This window comes from Nocardia sp. NPDC127579, from assembly GCF_042672005.1.
Taxonomy (GTDB): Bacteria; Actinomycetota; Actinomycetes; order Mycobacteriales; family Mycobacteriaceae; genus Nocardia.
In genome coordinates this window covers 126,702-145,898 of record NZ_JBHXVZ010000001.1, presented here as the reverse complement: position 1 = coordinate 145,898, position 19,197 = coordinate 126,702, and the positions used below count along the sequence as shown (strand labels likewise).

At 68.3% G+C, this 19,197-nt stretch carries 9 protein-coding genes; 7 read left to right on the top strand and 2 right to left on the bottom strand.

What is annotated here, in order from left to right:
* Positions 1-210: 210 nt before the first annotated feature.
* Both ACFVMC_RS00760 and ACFVMC_RS00755 read left to right on the top strand, forming a co-directional pair.
* Positions 211-870, top strand: a complete 660-nt coding sequence (locus tag ACFVMC_RS00760; RefSeq protein ID WP_379205701.1) for a DUF6875 domain-containing protein — start codon at positions 211-213, stop codon at positions 868-870.
* Positions 871-886: 16 nt separating this feature from the next.
* Positions 887-13,852 carry an amino acid adenylation domain-containing protein gene (locus ACFVMC_RS00755; RefSeq protein ID WP_379205700.1) on the top strand — a complete coding sequence of 4,322 codons (12,966 nt, stop codon included), beginning with the start codon at positions 887-889 and terminating at the stop codon, positions 13,850-13,852.
* On the opposite strand, the gene ACFVMC_RS00750 is transcribed toward ACFVMC_RS00755, so the two are convergent.
* Positions 13,849-14,133, bottom strand: coding sequence for a GNAT family N-acetyltransferase (locus ACFVMC_RS00750; RefSeq protein ID WP_379205699.1), 285 nt, complete (start codon positions 14,131-14,133; stop codon positions 13,849-13,851). The genes ACFVMC_RS00755 and ACFVMC_RS00750 overlap by 4 nt on opposite strands.
* Positions 14,134-14,178: 45 nt before the next feature.
* Positions 14,179-15,537 (bottom strand): FAD-binding oxidoreductase, encoded by a 1,359-nt coding sequence (locus ACFVMC_RS00745; protein WP_379205698.1) that lies wholly within the window; start codon positions 15,535-15,537, stop codon positions 14,179-14,181.
* 114 nt (positions 15,538-15,651) lie between these two features.
* Between ACFVMC_RS00745 and ACFVMC_RS00740 the strand changes: the two genes are divergently transcribed.
* From ACFVMC_RS00740 to ACFVMC_RS00720, 5 genes are read left to right on the top strand one after another with little or no spacing between them, the layout of a single operon-like run.
* A complete protein-coding gene (locus tag ACFVMC_RS00740; protein ID WP_379205697.1) occupies positions 15,652-15,957 on the top strand; it encodes a hypothetical protein in 306 nt (101 codons plus the stop codon).
* Positions 15,958-16,010: 53 nt separating this feature from the next.
* Positions 16,011-16,487 carry a GtrA family protein gene (locus tag ACFVMC_RS00735; RefSeq protein ID WP_379205696.1) on the top strand — a complete coding sequence of 159 codons (477 nt, stop codon included), beginning with the start codon at positions 16,011-16,013 and terminating at the stop codon, positions 16,485-16,487.
* Between the two features lie 39 nt (positions 16,488-16,526).
* Positions 16,527-17,075, top strand: a complete 549-nt coding sequence (locus tag ACFVMC_RS00730) for a DUF3558 domain-containing protein (protein WP_379205695.1) — start codon at positions 16,527-16,529, stop codon at positions 17,073-17,075.
* A gap of 35 nt (positions 17,076-17,110) precedes the next feature.
* Positions 17,111-17,506, top strand: a complete 396-nt coding sequence (locus ACFVMC_RS00725) for a hypothetical protein (protein WP_379205694.1) — start codon at positions 17,111-17,113, stop codon at positions 17,504-17,506.
* Between the two features lie 17 nt (positions 17,507-17,523).
* Complete coding sequence (locus ACFVMC_RS00720; RefSeq protein WP_379205693.1) at positions 17,524-18,846, top strand: hypothetical protein; 1,323 nt, start codon at positions 17,524-17,526, stop codon at positions 18,844-18,846.
* Positions 18,847-19,197: the final 351 nt, after the last annotated feature.

Sequence of the window (19,197 nt, the reverse complement as noted above, 5' to 3'; positions counted from 1 at the left end):
TGTTACCGGTTCTGGTCGGCGAATTTGCGAAGGCGCAGCCCCGAAATCGTGGACTGAAATATAGGTAGGAATAGGAGCGATAAGGGAGGATACTCGACCTCATAACGTGACGAGGTGACCATGACCAAGATCGTTATCGGACCGCGGTCGGGGATGAATTGGATCCCGCAGTCCACGAACGAAATATCATGCCCGTTCACAAGATCGACGATGGGCATTATTCGCGGCTGGGCGCGAACCTATCTGACCGGGCACACGGCCGAACTCGGCCGGGAGGGCCCGGTGTGCCCGTACGTCGGCCCCTCGATCCGGCGCGATCTCATGTGGATCGGCCAGATCCCCGGTGCGCACCCACGTCCGGCGGCCGTACGGCGGGTGCTCGCGGACGCGCTGGCGCTGTTTCCCGAACTGCCGCCTGCCGAGGGCGGGGCCGCCGCGCTGCGCACCCTGATCACCGCGCTACCCGACCTGAACGAGTACACCCTCATCGATGAGCTGCACGCCGAACTCAAGACGTCGTTCGTCGAGCAGGGGCTCATGCTCGGCCAGTTCTATCCCGGGTGTGACCAGCCCGGGCTCTGGAACAAGGAGTTCCATCCGCTGGACGCGCCGATCCCCATGCTCGTCGTGCGGACCATGATGGCCACCGACTTCCCGTTCCTGCTGGCCCGGCCGGAATGGATGACGGCGTATGTGAAGAAGTTCGCGCCCGGCCTGCCCGCCCATGTGCGGTACGCGGTGGTCAGCCGGCTGACGGCGCAGCCGGACACCGAAGTCCCGGCCTACGAGGTGCGGCCCGAGCCGCTTCCGGTCGCGCACAGCCGCACCAACGGCGAACCGGTTCCGGCCGGTCCGCGGCATCACCACTGACCTTCGGGGGTTCGACATGGCGGACGACCTGGTGACGGAGTTTCCGCTCACGCCCGCACAGCTGGGCATGTGGTACGCCCAGCAACTCGATCCGGGGGTGCCGCTCTACGAGGCGCAGTACATCGAGATGCGCGGCCGGTTGGATATCGACGCGCTGGCGGATGCCTGTCGCCGGGCGGCCCGGGAATTCGGCTCCGGCATTCTGCGGCTCGCCGAAAACGACTTGGGCCCTTACCAGCTCACCGACGAGCGGCTGGAACCCCGGGTGGAGTACCGGGACTTCCGGATGACCGCTGATCCGGACGCGGCGGCGCTGCGCTGGATGCGCACCGACGTGGCCGAGCCGATCGACCTGCTCGCCGACCGCCTCGGCCGGACGGCGCTCCTGCGCGTGGGACCCGAACGGGTGCTGTGGTATTCGCGGATCCACCACATCGTGCTGGACGGGTTCGGGTCGGTGACCATGCTGTACCGGGTCGCCGAGCTGTACAACGCGGCGCTGGCGGGCGAGGAGCCGAAAGCTGTTGCGGCGGCGTCACTCCACGAGCTGTACCGGGACGAGCTGCGCTATCGCGAGTCGAGCCGGTTCGCGGCCGACGCCGACTACTGGCGGGAGCGGGTCGCGCGCATGCCGCAGCGATGCAGTCTGGTCGAGGCCCGCGCGCCCGCACACGCACTGGGGCGGCAGCGGCGAATGATGCTGCCGCAGTCGATGAACGAACTGATCGACCTCGCGGCCGAGCGGCACGGCGTGGGTGCGCCCGCGCTGGTGATGGCCGCGCTCGCGGTGTATTACGGGCGACTGACCGGGCAGTCCGAGGTGGTGCTGAGTCTGCCGGTGTCGGGTCGCACCACCGCGCTGCTGCGGCGTTCCGGCGGCATGCTGGCCAACGTGGTGCCGCTGCGGGTCGAGGTCGCCGAGCGGCGGACGGTCGCCGAAGTCGTCGACGCCCTCCGGGTGGAGGTGTCGGGTGCGTTGCGCCACCAGCGTTTCCGGCACGAGGAGATCCGCGCGGAGGGCGCGGACAGCCTCGGCGGACGCGGCTTCGTCGGGCCGGTCGTCAACATCATGCTGTTCCCCGCGCGGGTCGATTTCACCGGCATCGAGACCGATCTGCACGTGCTCACCTCCGGCCCGATCGAAGACCTCTTCGTCAACCTCTACCAGCACGGCCAGGGCAGCCCGATCCACGTCGACTTCACCGCCAACCCCGACCTGTACGACCCGAATGCCCTGTCCCGCCACCACCGTCGCTTCCTGCGCCTGTTCGAATCCCTGCTCGCCGCCGCCCCGGACACTCCACTGCGTGATCTGTCCTGCTTCCTGGACGAGGAACGCCACCTGCTCACCGGCTTGCGGGGAGCGCCCGCACCCGACCCGCGTCTGCTACCGGATCTACTCGACGACGGCCTGCGCGCGGCGGGCCCCGACGCTACCGCCGTGCACACCTTCTCCGGCGACCTCACGTACGGCCAACTAGACACTGCCGCAACCCGATTGGCCCGCACCATGACCGCCGCGGGAGCGGGCCCCGAAACCGCCATCCTGGTCGCCCTGCCACGCTCGATCGCCGCGATAGTCGCCTTCTGGGCCATCGCCCGCACCGGCGCCGCCTACACCCCGATCGGCACTGGCAACCCACCGGCCCGAGTCTCCCGCATGGCCACCGAATGCGGTGCGCACCTGGGCATCACGACCCCGGACCTGATCGACACCCTGCCCGCCGACATCGATTGGATCCCGATTTCCCTGACTGCTGCGCCCGGCACGACCGGAACCCGTCGCGCGGTAGGTCTGCCAGCACGCGAGCCCGTTGAAGACATACCGGATGCAAGCGCGGTGTCCGGCGAGTCGAGGCCGCGCGGGGACTCGAATTCGGCGGAGCGTGATCGGGACCCCGCGGAACGTCGCGACGCACTCGAGGGCGTGCCCATGGCCGATGGTGGCGGATTGCCTGGGGAGCGCGAGCCAGAGCTGCTCGATCCGGTGGATGTTGTCGTCGAGCGCGTTGTGCCACTACCCGGGCGGGAGGGCACGCCAGATCGGTGCGTGGGCGACCCGGACACCGAATCGGGTGACCCGTCGGCCGGAGCAGTGCCGGGCGGGGCTCGCGACTCGACGTCTTCCGATCGGGAGGTGGTTGTTGGTTCGGGTGATCGTGCCTGGGTCCAGGATCGGGAGGTGGTTGTCGGTTCGGGTGATCGTGCCTGGGTCCAGGATCGGGAGGTGGTTGCCGGCTCGGGTGATCGTGCCTGCGTCCAGGATCGGGAGGTGGTTGCCGGCTCGGGTGAACGCGCCCGCGTCGGCGATCCGGTGGGGGTACCGCAACGGGTGGGCCGGGGTGCGAGGGAGCAGTGGGCGCGCCGGGCGGATATTCGGCCGGGTGGGGCCGCGTACATCGTGTTCACGTCCGGCTCGACCGGGGTGCCCAAGGGCGTGGTGGTGACGCATGCGGGGTTGGCTGGGTTGGTGGCCGGGGTGCGGGAGGCTTATCGCGCGGGGCCGGGCGCGCGGGTATTGCATTGTCTCAACCCGGGTTTCGACGCGTCGCTGCTGGAGTTGCTGGTGGCCTTCACCAGCGGGGCGACGTTGGTGATCGCCGAGGGGGAGGTGATGGCCGGAGCGGAATTGACAACGGCTGTCCGCGAGCTCGGGGCAACCTATCTGTGTTCGACACCCGCGGTGCTGGCGACATTGCCGGAGGGGGCGCTGGACGCGATTCAGGTCGTGTCGACCGGTGGTGAGAGTTGCCCACCGGAGCTGGTGCAGCGCTTCGGAATCGGGCGGCGGATGCTGAACTCATACGGCCCGTCCGAAGCGTCGGTGGCGGTGACGTTCACCGAACCGCTGGTGGCAGACAGTGATTCGGGAATCGGCATGCCGGTGCCGGGTGCCGCCCTCTACGTTCTGGATCGTCGCCTGCGACCGGTGCCGATCGGGACCCCGGGCGAGCTGTATGTGAGCGGGCCCGGACTGGCGCGAGGTTACGCCGGGCAAGCGAGCCTGACCGCCGAACGTTTTGTGGCGGATCCCTTCGCGACGACCGGTGTCGATCCTGTCGTGCCGGGTGGTGTCGATCCTGTCGTGCCGGGTGGTGCCGATCCCGTCGCGGCGGGTGGTGTGGATTCCGTCGTGCGGGGTGGTGCGGGTTCCGTCGCGGCGGCGGGGCCGGACCCCTCTGCGCGGGGTGCGCATTTCGCCGCGCCGGATAGCGTGCGTCCATCCAGGGCTGAGGGTGTGCGGATGTACCGCACCGGTGATCTCGTGCGGTGGCGTTCGGACGGCGGCGGACTGGACTACTTGGGCCGCACGGACTTTCAGGTGAAATTGCGCGGGATGCGGGTCGAGCCCGGCGAAGTGGACGCGGCGCTGGCCGCGCACCCGGAGGTCGAGATCGCCGCGACGGTGCCGAGGGCGGGTGTGCAGGGGCGGACGGTGCTCGCGTCGTATGTGGTTCCCGTGCGGCCGGGGATAGTGCATATCGAACAGTTGCGCGCGTTCTGCGCGCGGCGGCTCCCGGCGCATATGGTGCCCGCGACGATCACTGTGCTGTCCGAGCTGCCGCTCACCGGTAACGGGAAGGTCGATCGGAGCAGGCTGCCGGAGCCGGTGCTCGAACCAGACGAATCCGCTACCGAGACAGCCGATTCCGTGCACGCTCTGGCGGCGGTGTTCGCCGACGTGCTCGGCGTGCCGACGGTCGCGCCGGAGTCGTCGTTCTTCGCGCTCGGCGGTGATTCCATTCTGTCGATCCGCCTGGTCGCCCAGGCCAGGAAAGCCGGTCTGGTGTTCACGCCGCGGGAGGTGTTCGAGCAGCAGACTCCCGCCGCGCTCGCCGCGATCGCGGGTAGCGCCGCGGACGACGCGGCGGAACCGAACACTCCGGAGCTCGTCACGCTGACACCGGACCAGCACGCCGACCTGATCGCGAAATACCCTGGTACCGAAGAGATCTGGCCGCTCACACCGCTGCAACGCGGCCTGCTGTTCCATGCGCGGCTGGCGGCCGGCGGCCCGGATGCCTACACGGTCCAGGCAGTCTTCGAGTTCGCCGGGACGGTGGACACCGCCCGTTTGGCCGCCGCTGCCGCCGCGTTGATCGAGCGTCATCAGGTGCTGCGCACCGCCTTCGATGTGGACACCGGTGTGCAGGTCGTCCTGGACCAGGTCGAAATGCCTTGGCGAACTGTGGAAGCCACGCGTGGTGAGGTCGCCGATCTGGTCGCGAACGAGCTCGCTCGTCCATTCGACCCGGCACGAGCGCCATTGATCCGGTTTCTCTGCATCCGGTGCGGCCCGGCGGACGTGCGATTGGTGGTCACCAACCACCATCTGATCCTGGACGGTTGGTCCATGCCGCTGCTCTTCGGCGAGTTCCTCATCCTGTACGAAACGTCAGGTGACAGTGCGGGATTCGGCGCGCCCCCATCTTACCGCCGGTATCTCGAGTGGCTGGCCCGCCGCGATGCCCGCTCGGGACTCGAGGTGTGGCGTACGGCGCTGGCCGACCTGCCCGAGCCGACCCTGGTGACCGGTCCTCGTCCACCGATCGAGGATCCCGAGGCTCCGGCCAAACGCGAAATCGCCGTCCCCCTACCGACCACGACCACGACAACCTTGGCCGATCTCACCGCTGCCCGCGGAATTACCGTCAACACGGTGATCCAGGTCGCCTGGGCTCTGCTGCTGACCGAACTGACCGGCCACACCGACCTGGTCTTCGGCGCGACCGTCTCGGGCCGCCCCGCCGGTCTCCCGGACGCCGACCGAATCATCGGCATGCTGGTGAACACCATCCCGGTCCGCGTCACCCTGCGCCCGGACGAGCCGGTGCGCGATCTCCTGGCCCGCGTCCAGCGCGAGCAGGGCGCCTTGATCGAGCACCACACCGCGGGCTTGAGCGATATCCAGGCGGACGCGGGTCTGGGCCCACTGTTCGACACCACCCTGGTCGTCGAGTCCTACCCGCTGGATCTACCCGCTCTGCTGACCGCCGCCGACCGTGCCGCACTACAGGTCACGAATTTCCGCACCCGCAACGCCACGCACTATCCACTGTCACTGGAGGCGAAGGTGCACGATGGCCTGCGGATGACCCTGACGTGTTCGAGCCGCTATTTCACGGCGGGTGAGTCCGGTGCGATCGCCGCTCGACTGTCTCGCCTGCTCGCCCGGATCATCGAGAATCCCGGCCGCCGTACCGTCGAACTCCGCGGCACGGACCACGCCGATATCCTGCACGCCCGTCCCCAGCCCATTCGCCTGCTACCCGACCTGCTGAGGACCGGCATCCACCCCGGCACCGCAATCGCCTGGGAGAGTTCCGAACTCACCTACGCCGACCTCGACCACCAGTCGACCGAGCTGGCACACACCCTCGTCGCGGCCGGCGCGGCCCCGGAATCCACTGTCCTGCTGGCCCTGCCCCGTTCCCCCGAATGGCTCCTGGCAGCCTGGGCAATAACCAGATCCGGTGCCGCCTTCGTCCCGGTCGACATCGACCACCCACCCGACCGCCTCACCACCATCGCCGCCGATTGCGGGGCACGCCTGGGTATCACGACCAATGAGTACCGAAACCGCCTGCCCGACAGCATCACCTGGCTCCTACCGCCCACGATTCAGCCCACCGTACAGAGTGAGGCGGCCGGGAGCATCACTGCCGCGAAACCGCCCGGGATCGATACTGCCGCGATTGATGAACTGCCCCGGACGGATTCTGTCGCGGCTAGTGAACTGGGCCCGATCGGGACAGGCTCCGGCGGTGAAATCCCGCCTGCCGAAATCGGACCGAGTTCGCGGGACCGCTCGTCGGCTGCTCGCTCTCGATCACCGGAGCATTCGGCGGACTCATGCGCTGCCCCGGCTCGCTCAGACCGGCCCGCAGAGGAAGCAGGTTTGACGGCTTCCGATCAGGCCGGGGCCGAGCAAGATCGGCAGTGCACGGCCGGATCACCGCCTGTACCGGCAATTCTCGACCGGCAGCACCCGGTGCGGGCTGGCAATCCGGCCTACGTCGTCTATACGTCCGGGTCGACCGGGCGGCCCAAGGGGGTGGTGGTGACTCATGCCGGTTTGAGTGGGCTGGTCGCCGGGGTGGCGGCGAAGGTGCGGGCGCGTCCGGGGGACCGGGTGCTGTTGTGTATGAACCCGAATTTCGATGCGGCGATCATGGTGTGGCTGTCGAGCTTCGCGTCGGGGGCGACCGTGGTGGTGGCGCCGCCGGAGGTGAACGCGGGTACCGAACTCGCGCGCCTGATCGCTGATTCCGGTGCTACCCACGTCTTTTCGACACCCGCGGTGCTCGCGACGCTACCCAGTGCGGCATTGGTCGGGGTGCGGGTGCTGGTCACCGGGGGTGAGGCGTGCCCGCCCGAGCTGACGGCGCGGCTCGGAGCCGGGCGGCGGCTGTTGAACTCCTATGGGCCCGCCGAGACTACGGTCGCCGCCAGTTTCACCGGTGCGCTGGCCGCGGGTGACACCGCGACGCTCGGTGCGCCGATGCCGGGAACCGGACTGGCCGTGCTCGATTCGTGGTTGCGACCGGTGCCGGTGGGCGTTGTCGGAGAGCTGTACGTGATGGGGTCTGGGCTCGCACGCGGCTATATCGGCCGGCCGGGCAGCACCGGCGCGCGTTTCGTGGCGAATCCGTTCGGTGCGCCCGGTGCGCGGATGTACCGGACCGGTGATCTGGTCCGGCGGTCGGCACGGACCCGGCTGGAGTATGTGGGCCGCAACGACGCTCAGATCAAACTGCACGGAATCCGAGTGGAGCCGGGGGAGATCGATGCAGCGCTGCGCTCGAACGCGGGTGTCGCGCTGGCGGTGACCGTGCCCCGGCCGGGTCCCAGCGGTGACCGCGTGCTCGACACCTATGTGGTCCCGGCGACCGGCACCGAACTCGCCCCGGCCGTCCTGCGGGAATTTCTCGCGCACCGCCTGCCCAGACATCTGCTGCCCGCGACGCTGACCGTGCTGGATGCGCTGCCGCTCACCGGAAACGGAAAGGCCGACCTGCGCGCTCTCCCGGACCCGATACCGGAATCCACCGAGTACATCGCCCCGGTCGGGGCCGAACGGGTGGTCGCCGACGTGTACGCCGGTGTCCTGAACCGCACCGAGGTCGGCGCATCCGACGACTTCTTCCTCCTGGGCGGCGACTCCCTCTCGGCCACCCGCGCCGCCGCCCGCTTGAGCGCCGCGCTGCGGATCGATGTTCCGGTGCGCATGCTTTTCGAGGCCCCGACCGTCCGCGCACTCGCGGCTTCGCTCCGTGATTTCCCCTCGGATTCGTCCTCCGGCTCCGCGGCCGGCGGTCAACTCCCGGATGACCACCCTGCCGAGCGCTCGAGCTCCGGTCCGCGCCCGGAGCTCGTTCCGTTGTCCCCGGCCCAGCAGCGGATGTGGTTCGTCAACCGGTACGACCCCGATTCGGGCGGATACAACATCCCGATCGTGTTGCGGCTCACCGGCAGTCTGGATCTCGCGGCGCTGGGTGCCGCGGTCGCGGATGTACTCGACCGGCACGAGTCGCTGCGCACCGTGTACCCGGCGCGCGATGGTGTCGGCTACCAGGTGGTCCTGCCCACCGAAATCGTGGCGGAGCAGCTGCGTCCGACGCGGCACACGGTGTCGGAATCCGAACTGGCAATCGCTGTAATCGACTGCATCGGAGCTGGATTCGACGTCACCGCGCAGGTGCCTGTTCGGCTGCGCCTGTTCGAGACCTCGGCGGAGCACTACGTGCTGGTCGTGGTGGTGCACCACATCAGCGCGGACGGATTCTCGATGGGCCCCCTCGCCCGCGATGTCATGACCGCGTATGCGGCCCGGCGACGTGGCGGTGCGCCCGACTGGTCGCCGCTGCCAGTGCAGTACGCGGATTACACACTGTGGCAACGAGATCGACTGGGCAGTGCCCGGGACCGCGATTCGCTGCTGTCCCGCCAGCTCGACTATTGGACCCGAACACTGCGCGAGCTGCCCGATCAGCTCGCCCTACCCGCCGACCACCACCGTCCCGCGTCCGCCTCATTGCGCGGCGCGACCGTGCACACCAGGGTCGATGCCGCGCTGCTCGCCGGGCTCACCGATCTCGCACGCACCCACCGGTGCTCGCGGTTCATGGTGTTGCACAGCGCGCTGGCGGTCTTGTGCGCCCGGCTGAGCGGCGGCTCCGATATAGCGATCGGCACGCCGGTCGCCGGTCGCGGCGCGGCCGAACTCGACGACGTGATCGGTATGTTCGTCAATACGGTGGTCCTGCGCACGGAAGTGGCACTCGACCAGGAGTTTCCGCAGCTGCTCGGCCGGGTTCGCCGCACCGACCTGGATGCGTTCGCGCACGCCGATATCCCGTTCGAACAGCTGGTGGACGTGCTGGATCCCGCGCGCTCGGCGGCCCGGCACCCCTTGATCCAGATCATGCTGGTGTATCAGAATCTCGCGCCGGTGCGGTTCACCCTTCCGGATCTGACCGTGGAACCCGTTGCCCTGGATCAACAGTCGATCCGCTTCGATCTCAGCGTCACGGTCACCGAGGAGGCCGACGGCCTATCGGTGAGTTTCGGCTATGCCACCGATCTGTTCGCCCCCGCCACCATCGAGCGCTTCGCCGACTACTGGCTGCGACTGTTGCGAGCCGTCGCCACGAATCCCGCTGTCCCCGTGGGTGATATCGATCTGCTCGATCCGCTCGAGCGCGACGACGCGCTCGCCGAATCCGCACCCTCGGCCGCTGCACCCGCTCTGCTGCCCGAATTGCTCGCCGCCGCGGTGGCGGAGAATCCGAACGGCATCGCGGTGGTCGATGGCCCGCTCGAATCGACCTATCGGGACCTGGACCGGCGGTCGAATCAATTGGCCCGGTTGCTGATCGAAGCGGGAGCGGGCCCGGATACGACGGTCGCGGTGGCCCTGCGCCGCTCGCTGGATGCGGTCCTGGCGGTCTGGGCGGTCGCGAAGTCGGGCGCGGCGTTCGTCCCGGTCGATCCGGCCTATCCGGGCGAGCGAATCCTCCAGATCCTGCGGGACTCGGGCGCTTCGCTCGGGCTCACGACAGACCGGGCGAGACCGCCGAAAGAAGCGGCGCAGACCCGGTGGATCGTGCTCGACAATCCGGGACTGGCTGAAACTCTTGTCACGACAGAGGATTCGGCTATCGCGCCGACCGAACTCGCCCGCCCGATCCACCGCGGCAACCCGGCGTACATCATCTTCACCTCCGGTTCGACCGGCACGCCCAAGGGCGTCGTCGTCACCCATGCCGGTCTGGCGAATATCGCTGCCCTCCAACGTGCTCGACTGCGCAGCGACCCGGCCTCCCGTTTCCTCGCCCTGGCCTCCCCGAGCTTCGACGCCTCGGTGCTGGATCTCCTGCTCGCGGTGGGCGCGGCGGCGACCCAGGTGATTGCCGGACCCACCGCCTTCGGCGGCTCGGAACTCGCCGAAACCATGGCCCGCCAACGTATTACGCATATCGCGCTCACTCCGTCGGCGCTGGCATCGGTCGATCCCGCCGACGTCGGCTCCACGCTGCGCGCCATCATCACCGGCGGCGAACCCTGCCCACCCGAACTGGTCGCGCAGTGGGCCGGTGACCACCGGTACTTCAACGACTACGGCCCCAGCGAAACCACCATCTGGGCCACCGGAAGCCGCGCGCTGCGACCGGGTGGCGCGGTCACCATCGGCGCGCCGATCGCGGGCATACGGGCCCTGGTACTCGATGACCGGCTGCATCCGGTGCCCGTCGGCGTCGCGGGCGAACTGTATCTGTCCGGCCCGGCCCTGGCCCGCGGCTACCACGGCCGCACCGGCCAGACCGCCACCAGGTTCCTGGCGAACCCGTTCGGCCCGGCGGGGGAGCGGATGTATCGCACCGGCGACCTGGTTCGGCGGCGCGACGGCGAACTCGAGTACCTGGGCCGCACTGATCTCCAGGTGAAGCTGCGCGGTCTGCGGATCGAATTGGGCGAGATCGAATCCGCGCTGCTGGCCCAGGAATGCGTGCATCAGGCCGCGGTCGCCGTGCACTGCGATCCGGCGGTCGGTGAACTGCTGGTCGGCTACGTGGTACTCGAACATGACGCCGATCCGCGCCTCGACGATCTGAAATCGGCTGTCGGGCAGCGTCTTCCGTCCTACATGGTCCCGGCGGTGATCATGCGGCTCGCCGATCTGCCGCGCACCGCCACCGGAAAACTCGACCGTCGCGCCCTGCCCGCCCCGGATATCCGTTCCGGCCGCTATCGCCGCCCCGAGTCGCCCGCCGAACGCGCCGTCGCCGATACCTTCGCCGACCTGCTCGGCGTTCCCCGCGTCGGTCTGGACGACAATTTCTTCGCCCTGGGCGGCAATTCGCTCATCGCCACCCGGATCGTGGCCCGCCTGGGCGCGGTGCTCAACACCCGCATCCCGGTCCGCACCGTTTTCGACGCGCCCACCGTCGCCGAACTCGCGCGGGCGGTGCGCGAGGCGACCGCACCGCCCGGCCCGCGCCCTGGACCGCGCAAGCGTCCGGAGCACGTCCCGCTCTCGGCGGCCCAGCGCCGCATGTGGTTCCTCAACCGCTACGACCCCGAGTCACCCGCGCACAATGTGCCGATCGTGCTCGATCTGCACGGCGATCTCGATCCGCTACTGCTGCAAACCGGGCTGATGGACGTGATCGCCCGGCACGAGACGCTGCGCACGGTCTACCCGGTGGACGCGCTCGGCGAGCCATACCAGCAGGTCCGGTCGCTGGCCGAAGCGTTTGTGCCGGTGCGGGTTTCAGATCTCGAACCGGCCGACGAGCAAGCGGTGCTCGCCCGGCTGCTGGCGCCCGGTTTCGACCTGACCGTCGATCTGCCGATCCGGGTGCACCTGCTGCGGCTCGAGCCGGGGCATGCTCGCCTGGTCGTCGTCATGCATCACATCTGTTCCGACGGTTGGTCACTCGCACCGCTGTCCCGCGATGTCATGGTCGCGGTGAGCGCCCGGCGTGCCGGTGCCGCACCGCAATTCCCGCCGCTGCCACTGCAATACGCGGACTACGCGCTGTGGCAGGAGGAGGTGCTCGGCACCGAGGACGACCCCGGGAGCGTCGCGCACCGGCAGCTGGAGTTCTGGCGCACCACGCTCGACGGTATTCCGGAGGTCTCGGCGCTGCCGAGCGATCATCCCCGCCCCGCCGTGCGCGGCCCGCGGGCGGGGCTGGTCGAATTCGGTCTCGGCGTCGACGTCCAGCTGCGGGTGCGGCGGCTCGCGCGCTGGTACGGTGTCAGCCCGTTCATGGTGGTGCATGCCGCGCTCGCGGTGCTGCTGGCCCGGCTCAGCGGACAATCCGAGGTGGCGATCGGTTCGGTGATCGCCGGCCGTGGCGACGGCGAACTCGACGATCTGGTCGGCATGTTCGTCAATACGCTGGTGCTGCGCAGCCGGGTCGATCCGGCCGCCACCTTCGAAACCCTGCTCGCCGCGACGAAGGACGCCGACCTGGACGCCTTCGGCAATGCCGATCTGCCGTTCGAGCGACTGGTCGAGGTGCTCGCGCCCGCGCGCTCCACCGCGCAGCATCCGCTGTTCCAGGTGGTGCTGGTCTTCCAGAACTTCGAATGGGTTCAGCTGGAGCTACCCGGCTTCGAGGTGCGCACCGTCAAGACCGGGGCGGTCGGCGCGAAATTCGATCTGGAGTGGATGCTGGCCGAGGAGACCGACGCCGAGGGCGCCCCGGCGGGCATCACCGGCAGTCTCACCTACGCGCGGGATCTGTTCGAGCCGGAGACAGCGGAAACGCTGGCCCGCCGCTTCGCCGACCTGCTCGATGCCGTGACCGCCGACCCGGCCCTGGTCATCGCCGACCTCGATGTCACCGCGCCGCCCGGCACCGTCGTCCATCCCGCGCCGCCGACGCTTCAGCGGCGCGCGGACCTGCCCTACCGTCCGCCCGAGTCCGACGCCGAGCGCGCGGTCGTCGCCGCGTTCGAGGCGGTACTGGGCGCGGAGCGGGTCGGATTGGACGACAATTTCTTCGAACTCGGCGGCACCTCCATGGTCGCCACCCGGCTGGTCACGGAAATCCGTGCGCGCCTGGACTTCTCGATGCCGGTGCAGTGGATGTTCGGCGATCCCACCCCGGGTGCGCTGGCCCGCCGGATCACCTCGGGTGACGGCGATTCGGCCCGCGCGCTCGCCACCATCCTGCCGTTGCGCGCCACCGGCTCCGGTCCGGCCCTGTTCTGTATCCATCCGGCCGTCGGATTGGCCTGGGGCTATGCGGGTCTGGTGCGATATCTGGATCCGGGCTACCCGGTGTACGGGGTGCAGTCGCCGGGCGTGCGCGGCCCCGAAGCCGAAGCGCCCCTGCGTGACCGGGTGCGGCTCTACGCCGACGAGATCCAGCGCACCCAGGCCGCCGGCCCGTACCGGCTGCTCGGCTATTCGGCGGGCGGGCCGCTCGCGCACGCCGTCGCCGTCGAACTCCAGCGCCGGGGCGCCGAGGTCGCCGCCCTCATCATCCTGGACGCGCGAGCCGACGCCGAACCCGAAGCGGCACAGCATCTTCCGCCACCGGAAGCGCTGCTCGTGGAGTTCGGCGGAATCGACGCCGCGGCCATCGGTTTCGATCCCGACGCGGCCTCGGATCCCGAACCCGCGCGCGATATCGGCCCGCTCGCCGCCCGCGCCGCCGAGCTACTGGGCGAAGCCGGCGGCACCTTCGCCGCACTCACCGCCGAGAACCTGCGCGACCTCTACCGCGACTACCAGAACCTGATCCGGCAGACCGCCACCTACCGCCCCGAACCGTTCGACGGCGACATCCTGTTCTGTAGCAGCACCGATGTGCGCTCCGGCGCGACCCCGAACCCCGACACCTGGCGGCCCTACTGCACCGGCACGGTCACCAACCACGACATCCCGTTCGAGCACAACAAACTCACCACCCCCGAGGCGTTCACGCTGATCGGCCCGATCGTGTCCGGCCACCTGCGCGGCTAGGCGACGAGGTCGGCGTACTCCTTGTGCTCGGCGATGTACTTCTCGACGTACCAGCAGGTCGGGATGACCGTGTAGCCCGCGGCGCGCGATTCCCGCAGGGCGTAGTCGACCACCTGCGCCGCGACGCCCTGACCGCGGAACTCCGGGAAGGTCATGGTGTGGTGGAAATCGCGGACCTGCACGCCTTCGCGGTCGGCGTAGTCGGCGTACCCGGCGAGGGTGTCGTCGATGAAGATCTCGAAACGGGTGTCGGCGACATTGTGCTCGAGCCTGGTGGTCATGAGAAGAGCGAACTCCTTCGCGGACGGGTTTGTTCCCGAGTCTAGTCAGAGGATGGCGCCCGGATTGAGGATGCCGTGCGGGTCCAGGGCGTCCTTGATCCGCCGGGTCAGCTCCATCACATCCGGGCCCAGCTGATTCGGCAACCAGCCCTTCTTCAAGCGGCCCACGCCGTGCTCACCGGTGATGGTGCCGCCGAGTTCGATGGCCAGATCCATGATCTCGCCGAAGGCCCGATGCGCTCGCGCGGTGTTGTCGGCGTCGGCGGGGTCGTGCACGATCAGCGGGTGCGTATTGCCGTCACCGGCGTGCGCGATCACCGACACCAGGACGTTGTTGCGTTCGGCGATGGCCGCGATCCCGGTGACCAGATCACCCAGCCGGGGCAGCGGCACCCCGACATCCTCGAGCAGCAGCGAGCCGATCTTCTCCACCGCCGGAATGGCGAAACGCCGTGCGGCGGTGAAGGTCTCGCCCTCCTCCGCGTCCTCCGTGCGGAAAACCTCGGTGGCCCCGGCCTTCTCGCAGGCTTCGAGCATGAGTTGTGCTTCGCGGGCGGCGAATTCGCCGGGAGCGTCGGACCGGGCGACCAGCAGTGCGGCGGCCGCGCGATCCAAACCCATGCGCATCTCGTCCTCCACCGCGTTGATCGCGACGGTGTCCATGAATTCGAGCATGGACGGGCGCAGCGTACCGGTGATGTCCAGGATCGCCGCGGTGGCCGCGGTCAGCGTCGGGAAGCTGGCGACCACCGTGCTCTGCGGCGGCTGCGCGGGCAGCAGACGCAGGGTCAGTTCGGTGATGACGCCGAGCGTGCCCTCGCTGCCGACGAACAGCTTGGTCAGCGACAGGCCCGCCGAATCCTTCAGCCGCGGCCCGCCCAGGCGCACCACCGTGCCGTCGGCCAGCACTACTTCCATGCCGAGCACGTAATCGGTGGTGACGCCGTACTTCACACAGCACAGGCCGCCCGCGTTGGTCGCCGCGTTCCCGCCGATGGAGCAGAACTCGAACGACGACGGGTCCGGCGGATACCACAGGCCGTGCTCGGCGACCGCCCGCTTCACCTCGGCGTTGAACAGGCCGGGCTGCACCACCGCGGTCCGGGTGACCGGGTCGACGGTGAGCTCGCGCATCCGCTCGGTGCACAGCACGATGCCGCCGTCGAGTGCGGTCGACCCGCCCGAGAGCCCCGAACCCGCCCCGCGCGGCACCACCGGAACACCGTGCGCGCTCGCCCACTTCAGCGTGGTGACCACGTCCGCGGTGGTCCGTGCGCGCACCACCGCCAGCGCCGTCCCGGCATCCGGGTCGAACGCCCGGTCCTGCCGGTAGGAGGCGAGCAGATCCGGGTCGGTCAGCACGGTGCCGTCGGGAAGCTGGTCGATCAGGTCATGCGGGTCCACGGGGTAGACGCTAGCCGCCGACGCCGATACCGCGGAACTGCGGTCTTACCAGAATCCGTGCGCGCCGATACCGTGGCATCGTGGCCCGTACGCCACCGCAGGGAGGAATCACACATGCAGGGGCCGGACTATCGCGAACTGGTGGCTGCCGTCTTCGCCGCCGAGTTCGACGAGGGCGTCGTCGAGGTGGCGGTGCTGCGCCGCATCCACGCGGGGCAGGTCACGGAGTGGCTGGAAGCTCTGGACCGATCCGGACTGTTCGGCCGAGACGCGCTCGCCACCATCGCCGACCAATGGCGCGCCGACCCGGCGGTACTGTTGGACGCGCTGCTCAGCACCTCCGACGATGTGACCCGGCGGCGCTGGCTGATGGCCTGGTCGGCACTGGACCGCCCGGAGCCGCTGGGCCGGATCGGCTGATCGGTTCGCTCCCCGCTCACCTTCCCGTCATCTGACGCTGGCACTGTGGTCGTGTGCTCGATACGGCGACCACCGACACCCGCCCGGACCGGTTCACCCGGTGCTGCGCCGCCGTCGCCGCGCGCCTGCCCTTCGGCCTGAATCGTGTTGTCCCCGCGACATTCCTGGGTTTCGCGCTGATCAACAGTTTCACCTTCGGTGTGGACCTGGTGCTGCTGACACTGTGCCGCGGTGTGATCGGGCTGCCACTGTGGCTGTCGATCACTATCGGCTACCTGTGCGCGTTCGGGTTGGCGTTCGTGCTGAACCGCAGATTCAACTTCCACTCCCACGCCCCCGTCGGGCGACAGGCCGCGATCTACGTGGTGGTGGTGATCGTCAACTATCTGGCATTCATCCTCGGCGTGGGCACCGGGCTCACCGCCCTCGGCCTGGACTATCGGCTGTCCCGATTGCTCGCCGGCGGCTGCGAGGCGATCTACATGTATTCGGCCATGCGATGGATCGTCTTCCGCAAGACCGACTGTTAGTCTCGCTGACAAGCGATCATCGAGTGCCAGGGGGTGCGCATGCGGGCAATAGTGGCGGCGGTGGGGGTCGGCGCGATGCTGCTGGTGGTGGGGTGTACGGACAAGCCCGCCGGAACCGGGATGCCGACAGCGGAGCCGAGTAGTGCGAAGTTGAGCAAGGAGCAGCTTTGGGATCCTTGTTCGTTGCCGGATTCGGTGGTGGCGGCGACTGGGGCTGATCCGGGTACGGAGAACACCACGCCTGCGGTGGTGGAGCGGCCGGATTGGCGGTTGTGCCAGTGGACCGCTCCGCCGGGGTCCGACGGGCGGTGGGGTTACTACGTTCTAGGGTCATCCACGAATAAGACTTTGGACGAGTTCCGCAGCAACACCTACTTCCACGATTTCAGCGATGTCGAGGTCAAAGGTCGACCCGCGCTGCGGTTCTTGCTCGGATCGTGGGGCAACGAATGTGAGTTCGCCTTCGAAACCAGTCAGGGAGTGGTTTCCGTCAACGCGAACAAGTACATCGACAGCAAGTCCGCGACTGATCCGTGTGTGCTGGCCCTCGCGGCCGCCGAGCAGATAGTGGACGTCATCCCCCGCTGACAGCGGCGTGGGATTCGATCCGAAGGACAGCGGAGATGGCAACACCCCAAGAGACAACAAAGGAATTTCAGCGGCTTGCTGGCGAGGCTCAGTCGGGGAATTTCTACATTGAAGCGGATGCGGCAAACCAGCTCATATCAGAATGTGACACCTATATCGCCGGGTTGCGTGACCTCGCGGTCGCAGCTCAGCGCACCGTCCGTGTCGAATCATTCGGCACCCTGACATCGGCTAAGGCCCTCGGGCAGAAGTTCTACGATCTCGCCAACGGTGGGCCTGGGAGTGGCTCTTATACCGCAGCGATCCTTGAGCACATCACGGTTCTCGAGGCGTTGAAGGACATGTACCAGAAGGCTGCCGCTGCCTACCAAGCATGTGACGACGACACCAAGGCCAAGATCAAACAACAGCAACACAAGCTCAACTGGTAGGACATCGGGGGATTGGAATGACTTTCGGTAACTTCACCGGCACCATCGCGTCATTGTCGGGCCGTGTCGTTGACCTGTTCAGCAGCGGTATTTCGCCTGTCCAGGCCGAGAAGGACGCGCAAGCGGCCGGAAACACGGATCGCGACCGCCTGTACGCGGAAAACAAGGCGCTCGCAACAGGATTCAATGGTGAGTACGCGAATACTGTTGTCCCGCCTGTGATCGAGCCGTTCGTCGGGATGAAGCACTCCGAGATCACCGCGTTCATCGAGAGTATCGATCTGCCCACCATGTGGGGCAGTGTTCAGTCCTGGAAGGACCTCGCCACCAACACCAAATCCAAAGGTGACGCCTTCTACAACAGCACGAAGGCCAAGATGGACAGCGGTTGGTCCGGTACCGCCGCGTCCAGCGCCCTGGCCAGCGTCCAGGCCTACCTCGGTGACGTGAAGAAGGTCGAACAGGCTTCGAATCTGATCGCGAACAAACTCGAAGAGGCGTTCACCGGGTTCAGTCAGGTCACCTATCAGGTCCCGCACGAGTCCGAGGGCCGCTCGGGCGGCATGCTCGCCAATATCGTCGGCTCCATCGGTGACGTGGTCGGGTTCGGTGGCGATCGGATCAGCAGCACCGACGCCGGTCGGCAGAAGAACGCCGAGGATCTGGCGAACGAGGTGATGCGCACCGTCTACCGCCCGGTGGCGCTGCAAGCCGACGCCAATGTGCCGAAGATTCCCTCGCCCGCCACCGAGCCGGCGCAGCCGAATGTCGTCATCCCCAATCCGAACGACAACGGCAATGGGAACGGTAACGGGAACGGGAATCCGAATACCGGCCAGCCCGGTGAGACGAAACCTGCCTCCACCGATCCCGGGACCACGAACGCGCCGTCGCCGTCGACCACCCCGCAGTCGACGAATACCCCGTCAGCGTCGACGACTCCGCAGTCGGCTACCCCGTCGTCGTCGGTTCCTCAGTCGGCGGTCCCGTCGTCCTCGAATGTTCCGTCCTCTTCCGCGCCGCGTTCGAACGTGCCGTCTTCCAATGTCCCCAGGTCCGCCGTCCCAGCGTCGAACACCCCGAAAACCGGTACCCCCAAAACGGTTTCGGGTGTCCCGGGCACCGGTACCCCCAAGTCGTCCGCCGCGTCCAACTCCGCAAAGGCGGCCTCCGCGGGCCGGTCCGGCATGCCTGGCATGGGCGGTATGCCCGGCCGAGGCAACAGCAACAAGGACGAGGACGACGAGCACTCGTCGCCCGACTACCTGCACGGCTACCACGAAGAACTACTCGGCCCCGAAAAGCTGCACGTCCCACCGGTCATCGGCGGCGACGCATGAACAACCCACATCACAGGGCGCTTTCGCACATGCCGGGGCTGAGTGCCAGCAAGGTGCGGGCGTGAGCGGACGGTGTGAGCGAGCCATGTCGCGGGGCGTTTCGTGCACGCTGGGTCTGGGTGTCTGCGAGGTGCGGGCGTGAGCGGACGGAGTGAGCGAGCCATGTTCCGGCGCGTTTCGCGGTCGCTGGGGCTGGGTGTCTGCGAGGTGCGGGCGTGAGCGGACGGAGTGAGCGAGCCATGTTCCGGCGCGTTTCGCGGTCGCTGGGGCTGGGTGTTGGCGAGGGCGCGGGTGTGAGCGGGCGGGGTGAGCGAGCCATGTTCCGGCGCGTTTCGCGGTCGCTGGGGCTGG

What these genes read in the sequence shown, in the direction of transcription:
- ACFVMC_RS00730 (WP_379205695.1), top strand. Translation starts at nt 16,527, where the DNA reads ATGCGGGCAATAGTGGCGGCGGTGGGGGTCGGCGCGATGCTGCTGGTG.
- ACFVMC_RS00755 (WP_379205700.1), top strand. Translation starts at nt 887, where the DNA reads ATGGCGGACGACCTGGTGACGGAGTTTCCGCTCACGCCCGCACAGCTG.
- ACFVMC_RS00720 (WP_379205693.1), top strand. Translation starts at nt 17,524, where the DNA reads ATGACTTTCGGTAACTTCACCGGCACCATCGCGTCATTGTCGGGCCGT.
- ACFVMC_RS00760 (WP_379205701.1), top strand. Translation starts at nt 211, where the DNA reads ATGGGCATTATTCGCGGCTGGGCGCGAACCTATCTGACCGGGCACACG.
- ACFVMC_RS00750 (WP_379205699.1), bottom strand. Translation starts at nt 14,133, where the DNA reads ATGACCACCAGGCTCGAGCACAATGTCGCCGACACCCGTTTCGAGATC.
- ACFVMC_RS00725 (WP_379205694.1), top strand. Translation starts at nt 17,111, where the DNA reads ATGGCAACACCCCAAGAGACAACAAAGGAATTTCAGCGGCTTGCTGGC.
- ACFVMC_RS00740 (WP_379205697.1), top strand. Translation starts at nt 15,652, where the DNA reads ATGCAGGGGCCGGACTATCGCGAACTGGTGGCTGCCGTCTTCGCCGCC.